The organism is Aquabacterium sp. (assembly GCF_041915145.1).
Classification (GTDB): domain Bacteria; phylum Pseudomonadota; class Gammaproteobacteria; order Burkholderiales; family Burkholderiaceae_C; genus Aquabacterium.
On the sequence record NZ_JAYSBZ010000111.1, the window covers coordinates 1 to 6,340 of the forward strand.

Below are 6,340 nucleotides of genomic sequence, written 5' to 3' on the forward strand. Positions count from 1 at the left end.
GACGCGCCCCCGGCGGCCGACCACGCGGCCGGGCTGCGCGGCGCGCGGGTGCTGCTGGCCGAAGACAACGAGCTCAACCGCATGCTGGTCACCCAAGGGCTGGCGCACACGGGGCTGCGCTTCGACATCGCGGTCAACGGCGTCGAGGCGGTCGAGCAGGCGCGGCGCCATGCTTTCGCGCTGATCCTGATGGACATGCAGATGCCGCTGATGGGCGGCATCGAGGCCACGCGGCAGATCCGCCAGTTGCCCGGCTACGCCCGCGTGCCCATCATCGCCATGACGGCCAACGCCTTTGAAGACGACCGGCGCGACTGCCTGGCCGCCGGCATGAACGACCACATCGCCAAGCCCATCATCTTCGAGGCGCTGCTCGAGCGGCTGGCGCACTGGCTGGGCACGAACGGCTGACGGCGCGCCCCGACACGCGGCGGGCGCGGCCGAGCCTGCTACGCTGCGTCTCCCCAGTTGTCATTTGCATCGCATGGCCAAGCCGTCTCACGTACCGAATGGGCTCATCGTCGTCGTCGCGGTGGTGCTCGCCCTCTTGCACTACTACATCGGCGCGCGCCTGCTGCCCGCCTGGCCCGACGGCCCCTGGCGCGCGCTCGGCGCGGCGTGGCTGGTCGCCTCGCTCGTGCTCATGCCCGCCAGCATGGCCGCGCCCTACATGGTGCGCCAGCCCCTGGCCGACCGCCTCGCCTGGGGCGGCTACGTCGCCATGGGCCTGTTCTCGACGCTGCTGATCCTCACCGCGCTGCGCGACCTCTCGCTGCTCGGCGTGAGCTGGCTCAGCCCCGCGTCGCGCGGCCCGTGGCTGGCCGGCAGCGCGGTGGCCGTGCCCGCGGCGGCGCTGCTGGCGTCCGGCGTGGGCTTCGTCAACGCGCAGCGCCGCCCGGGGGTGGTGGACGTGGCCGTGCCCATCGCCAATCTGCCGTCCGAGCTCGAGGGCTACACCCTCGTGCAGATCAGCGACCTGCACGTCGGCCCGACCATCAAGCGGCGCTTCGTGCAGCGCGTCGTCGAGCTGGCCAACAGCCTGCGCCCCGACGTGATGACCGTGACGGGCGACCTCGTCGATGGCCGCGTCGATGACCTCGTCGAGCACATCGCCCCGCTGGCCGGCCTGCACGCGCGCGACGGCGTGTTCGGCGTGACCGGCAACCACGACTACTACTCGGGCGCGCAGCACTGGGTGCCCGAGTTCCGCCGACTCGGCATCTGCATGCTGACCAACGAGCACGTGGTGATCGAGCACGGCCACGCCCGCCTGGTGCTCGCCGGCGTGACCGATTACGAGGCGCACAACTTCTTTGCCGACGAGCGCAGCAACCCGCATCAGGCGCTGCTGGGCGCGCCGCCCGACGCCGCCGTGCGCGTGCTGCTGGCGCACCAGCCGCGCAGCGCCGAGGCCGCGCACGCGGCGGGCTTCGACCTGCAACTCAGCGGCCACACCCACGGCGGGCAGTTCTGGCCCTGGAGCCTCGTGGTGCCGCTGCAGCAGCCCTATACCGCCGGCCTCGTGCGCCACGGCAGCCTGTGGGTCTACATCAGCCGCGGCACCGGCTACTGGGGCCCGCCCAAGCGCCTGGGCGCGCCCAGCGAAGTGACGCGGCTGCGTCTGACCAAAGCCTGAAGCCATGCCCACGCTCAAGCCCCTGACTCCCGCCGCGCCGGCCGCCGCGCCCGCATCCGCCGACGCGCCACGCGGCGTGCCGGCCGACCCGCAGAAGTTTCCGGTGGACGTGCGCCCGAGCGCCATCGACGGGCTGGGGGCCTTTGCGCTCACCGACATCCCGGCCCAGCGCAAGATCGGCGAGATCCGCGGCGAGCCCGTCAGCCTGGCCGAGAGCCAGCGGCGCGCTCGCGCGCAGATTCGCCAGCATCAGAGCGCCGGCACCCCGGCGCGCATCACCATCATCGCGGTGTCCGGGCAGCGCGCCATCGACGCCACCGAGTCCACCGACCCGCTGCGCTACGCCAACCACTCGTGCGCGCCGAACATGGTGCTCAAGGTGCAGCAGGGCCGCGTGGCGTTTTATGCCCTGCGCGACATCGCCGCCGGCGAGGAGCTCACCGCCCGCTACGGCGCCACCCACCACGCGGGGCAGTTGACGTGCCGCTGCGGTGCGCCGGGCTGCCGGGGGGCGCTGTAGCGCGGTTCAGGCTTTCGAGAAGTAGCGCTGCTCCAGCACGCCGCGCCAGCCCTGGTCGAACACCAGGTCGCAGACCACGTCTTCGTGCTGCCGGCTGGCCAGCGCCAGCTCGCCGGCGCGGCTGAAGCGTTCGTCGCGAAACGCCTCGGTCAGTCGCGCCAGCAGCGCCTGCTTGTAGCGGGTGTCGCCCGAGCCCTCCAAGTGCATGCCCTTGGTCTCCATCACCACCGTGCGGGTGTGCCCGTCTTGCTGCAACACGCCGAACACGAAGTCGGGGTAGACCTTGTGGCGCTTCCAGCCCTGCAGGCCGTATTGCGCTTTCGCCACGTTGCGGTGCCACCAGCGCAGCGCGTGCCTTTCGTCCAGATAGCCCGCGAAGGCCACTTCGAGCTCGTTCATGTCGGGGGTGCGAACGGCGGGCTCCAGCAGACTCTTTTCGATCACGCGGGCATCGTCGCGCGTCAGGGGGGCGGGCTTGGCGCCCAGCTCCAGCTGCTCGGTGAACGGCAGCTCGTAGTCGGCCTGGTCGGCGCGCAAGCAGAACTCGATGCGGCCATCGTGCACCAGCGCTTCAAACGCCTGCTGCGCCAGCCGGTCGCGCTCGGCTTCCACGTCGATGCGCAGCCGCTCGGCCAGCGAGGCGCTGGAGCGCGCCAGCACGCCTTCGCCAAAGCCCTGCGCCCGCAGCCGCGTCACCACGGCATCGACCCAGTCCCACACCAGCCAGGCATTGGGCGCCAGGTCGAGCAGCGCGCGCACCAGCCGGGCGCGGTCCAGCTGCGCGTCGGCGCCCACGCCCGCGCCCTGGTCTGACGCCTCCTTCGGCACTTCGCCCGGCGCCAGGATGGACAGATCCAGCGAGAAGTGCCCACCCCGGTTGACGGCCTGGGTGCTGGGTGCCCAGTTCGCGGCCAGCGCCGCCACATTCACCTCGTGCCAGGGCAGGCAGGCCAGCACATCGCTCTCATAGACCAGCTCGCGGCGCGCGGCACCGGGCTCGGCCCAGGTGACCTTGGGCACGAACAGGCGCAGGTCGGCATAGGCGGCACGGCGCGTGCGCTTCACGGCGTGCGTGTCGGCCGGGCCATCGCCGCCGCCGCGCACGCTGATCGACAGATCGCCCATGCCCTCGCCTTCGAGCGAGCGCTTGATGGCCTGCACCACGTCGGCGGTTCTGGCGTCGAAGCACTGCACATAGCAGGCGTCGAGCGCGGCGCGGCCCGTCTTGGCCGTGTGCGGCTGGCGCAGGATGCGCCCCACCAGCTGCGTCATCGCGCCGGGGTTGCGGCCCGCGGCCAGGGCGCACAGCACATAGGCAAACGGGCAGTCCCAGCCCTCTTGCAGCGCCTGCTTGGTGATGATCACCCGCACCTCGCACGTGGGCGCCAGCAGGTCGATGTTCTCGGGTTGCAGCAGCTCGTTTTTTTCAGACGTCTTGATGGCGATCTGCCGCTCGCTCAAGCCCAGTTGCAGCAAGTGGGTCCTGACCTGCTCGGCGTGGATGGGCCCGGCGTCAAGTTGATCGGCCCCGGTGCGTTCCACCTGCACCAGCATGATGGGCCGAATGGCGCGCGCCGTCTCGGCCTGCAGGGCATCGGCTTCGCGCTGCAGCTCGTCGAGCTTGGCAAGAGACGCACCCAGGCAGCTCTGCCAGTCGTTCCAGGGGCGCACGTCCACCTCGATCGGCAGCTTGATCATCTCGGCTTCGTCGAGATCGGTGCCGCGCACGTCCACCAGAATGTTCGAGCCGCTGCTCTTGTCGGACGCCACGCGCGGCGTGGCCGACAGCTCCAGCAAGAAGCAGGGGTTGAAGCCATCGAGCGTGCGCAGCGCGTTGTCGGTGTAGCCGTGGTGGCCCTCGTCGATCACCACCAGCGGACGGATCAGGCGCATCACATTGCCCAGCGAGCTCTTCACGATGCTGCCCTTTTGCGCGCGCGCTTCATCGGCGCTCTGGCCCCAGGCCGCGTAGGCATCGAGGTTGGGCACCGCGTTCAACAGCGCCCAGTGGGCCTCGATGTCGTCCTCGCGCGGCAAGAAGCCCAGCACATTGCCCCGGTCGCGAAAGAACTTCAGCGTCTCCTTGCTCTGCCGCGCGGCCGACTGCAGCATCAGCACCATCACGCACAGGTTCGATTCCACATCGAGCCGGCTGAGCGGCGCGTGCTTCTCAAGCACCTTCACGCGGCCCGCGCCCGCCACATTGAGCATCTGCCGATACGGGTGGTCGCGGTCGGACAGCGTTTTCAGCGTCTGGCGGTAGATCGCCTCGTTGGGCACCACCCACAGCACCAGCCCGGCGTGGCGCCCCAGGTAGCCGCCAAACACCTGCGCCACGCTGGCGGCGGCCAGCAGCGTCTTGCCGCCACCGGTGGGCACCTTCAGGCACACATTCGGTATGGCGCGCCCGGCGCCGTCGAAGCGGCTCGAATACGGGCGCTCGGCAAAGGCCGGCGGCAGCGCCTGGCGCTTGGCCAGATCGGCCCAGGTCTTTTTCGGGAAGTCGGCTGCCGTTTGCGCCAGCTCTTCCATGCCCTCCATCGCCTGCAGCGCGGCGGCGGCAGCCTCGGCTTGCGTCTGGTGCTTCTTCAGCTCGGTCAGATACAGGCCCAGCTGGTCGAGCACGCGGGCCTGAAACGGCTTCAAGCTGATGCCACCCACCGCGTCGGGCTGCGCGCCGCGGCGGCGTGGGGCCCAGAAGACTTTCCGATCCCGCTCGATGCGCTCGCGAAACTCGGTGGGCAAGTCACCTTGCCACCACACGCAATCGATGGGGTAGATGGTGGGCAGACGCTTGAGCGCGTCCAGAAACGCCAGGTGCTCGGTAGCGGACCAATCGGGCGCATCGGCCGCGAAGTCCACATCCGAGCGGGCCCGGTTGTCGCCGCGTGCGCGCGAACCAAAAATCCAGAGCTGCCGCAGACCCGGGGTGCGTTCACACAGCTCGCGCATGGCTGCCGCGCTGTGCGGCTCGACGCCAAACAGCGGCGTGGTCAACTCACTCACCTGCGCGCTCCTGCAGTGTGGCCAACAAGCTGCCCAGCAAGGCCGCCCCGGTGGCGCGCACGAAGGCGGCCACCTCGATGGCCAGCGTCTGGTTGTAGGTGTGTGACGTGAGGTTGCGGTACTTGCGCATCTGGCCCCAGCCCGCCTCGTCAACGATCAGCCGGCGCTTGAATGCCTCGGGGATCACCGAGTACGCCTCTTCGTCCACGTCGTTGCCGCGTGCCCGCAACCAGCGATACGCCGCCTTCCAGCCCGCCTCGAAAGTGAATTCAAAGCGCTGAATGATGGAGTCGCGCACGACATCGTTTTCAGGCATGGCCAGCACCTCGTTCAAGCGGCTCAGAGCGCGCTCGAAGTGGTTCATGGCCATCAGCAGGCGGTCGTCAATGGGCATGGTGGTTGTGGTGCATGTACGGCAAAAAAGACCAAGGCGAATTGTGAAGGCATTCCGCTGCACGGCGTAGCGCGTGCGGCGGGGCCGGGCGCTGCTACATTCAGCCGAAATACCCGTTAATCCTAAAGGGGGGATTCAATGGCCAAGCCAGACTTTGCGCTCATGTGGAAGAGCTTTCCAGACCACGATCTTTACCCGACGCTCACGTCGCTGCACACCTTCATCGGTGGCCAGCTAGAAAAGAACATCAACATTCCAGGCTTCGGCCCCAATGGCAATACTTGTGCGGTGCGTATGTCACGAGCGCTGAACTATGCGGGGTTTCCGCTTTCCTCGAAGGTGCTGTCGGCGCTGAAGCTCCATCCGTTGACAGGTGCAGACAAGAAGCTCTACTTGTTTCGGGTCAGCGAAATGACGACCTACGTAGCCAATGCCCTGGGCGTTACGCCCATTACGGTGACCAAAGACTTCGACACGGCCTTTGCAGGCAAGCGCGGTATCGTGGCTTTCTCTGTCAAGGGCTGGAGCAATGCTAGCGGGCATCTTGCCTTGTGGGATGGCGTCAACTTCAAAGAGCCCGGGCACGACGACTACCGCAATCTCAAGGACAACCCGGCGACACCCCTGGTGGAGCCGCAAACCACAAGGATGATGCTGTGGCCGCTTTGAACCAAACCCGCTTCTGTCGCCGCGCAGCCATCACACTGGCTCTAGCCTGCGCCTTCCCGCCCACGTATGCCGGGCAACCCAGCGCGGCTGCCATCGCACAAGCCCGCGACTATGT

General features: G+C 68.5%; 6 protein-coding genes. 4 read left to right on the plus strand and 2 right to left on the minus strand.

Annotated features, from left to right (window positions below; genetic code table 11):
- The 3 genes from ACE3SS_RS14305 to ACE3SS_RS14315 form a co-directional block, all read left to right on the plus strand.
- A partial coding sequence (locus ACE3SS_RS14305; protein ID WP_374595085.1) for a response regulator occupies window positions 1-411 on the plus strand: 411 nt, incomplete at its 5' end.
- 73 nt (window positions 412-484) lie between these two features.
- On the plus strand, window positions 485-1,636 hold the full coding sequence (locus ACE3SS_RS14310) for a metallophosphoesterase (RefSeq protein ID WP_374595087.1): 1,152 nt from the start codon (window positions 485-487) through the stop codon (window positions 1,634-1,636).
- Between the two features lie 4 nt (window positions 1,637-1,640).
- Window positions 1,641-2,156, plus strand: a complete 516-nt coding sequence (locus ACE3SS_RS14315) for an SET domain-containing protein (protein WP_374595089.1) — start codon at window positions 1,641-1,643, stop codon at window positions 2,154-2,156.
- Between the two features lie 6 nt (window positions 2,157-2,162).
- Here ACE3SS_RS14315 and ACE3SS_RS14320 read toward each other — a convergent pair whose 3' ends face one another.
- A complete protein-coding gene (locus tag ACE3SS_RS14320; RefSeq protein WP_374595091.1) occupies window positions 2,163-5,162 on the minus strand; it encodes a DEAD/DEAH box helicase family protein in 3,000 nt (999 codons plus the stop codon).
- Window positions 5,155-5,556: an HI0074 family nucleotidyltransferase substrate-binding subunit gene (locus ACE3SS_RS14325; protein ID WP_374595093.1), complete on the minus strand. Its 402-nt coding sequence runs from the start codon at window positions 5,554-5,556 to the stop codon at window positions 5,155-5,157. The genes ACE3SS_RS14320 and ACE3SS_RS14325 overlap by 8 nt, the downstream gene beginning before the upstream one ends.
- Window positions 5,557-5,694: 138 nt before the next feature.
- Here ACE3SS_RS14325 and ACE3SS_RS14330 point away from each other — a divergent pair, with 138 nt between their 5' ends.
- Window positions 5,695-6,225, plus strand: coding sequence for a type VI secretion system amidase effector protein Tae4 (locus ACE3SS_RS14330; RefSeq protein ID WP_374595095.1), 531 nt, complete (start codon window positions 5,695-5,697; stop codon window positions 6,223-6,225).
- Window positions 6,226-6,340 lie beyond the last annotated feature (115 nt).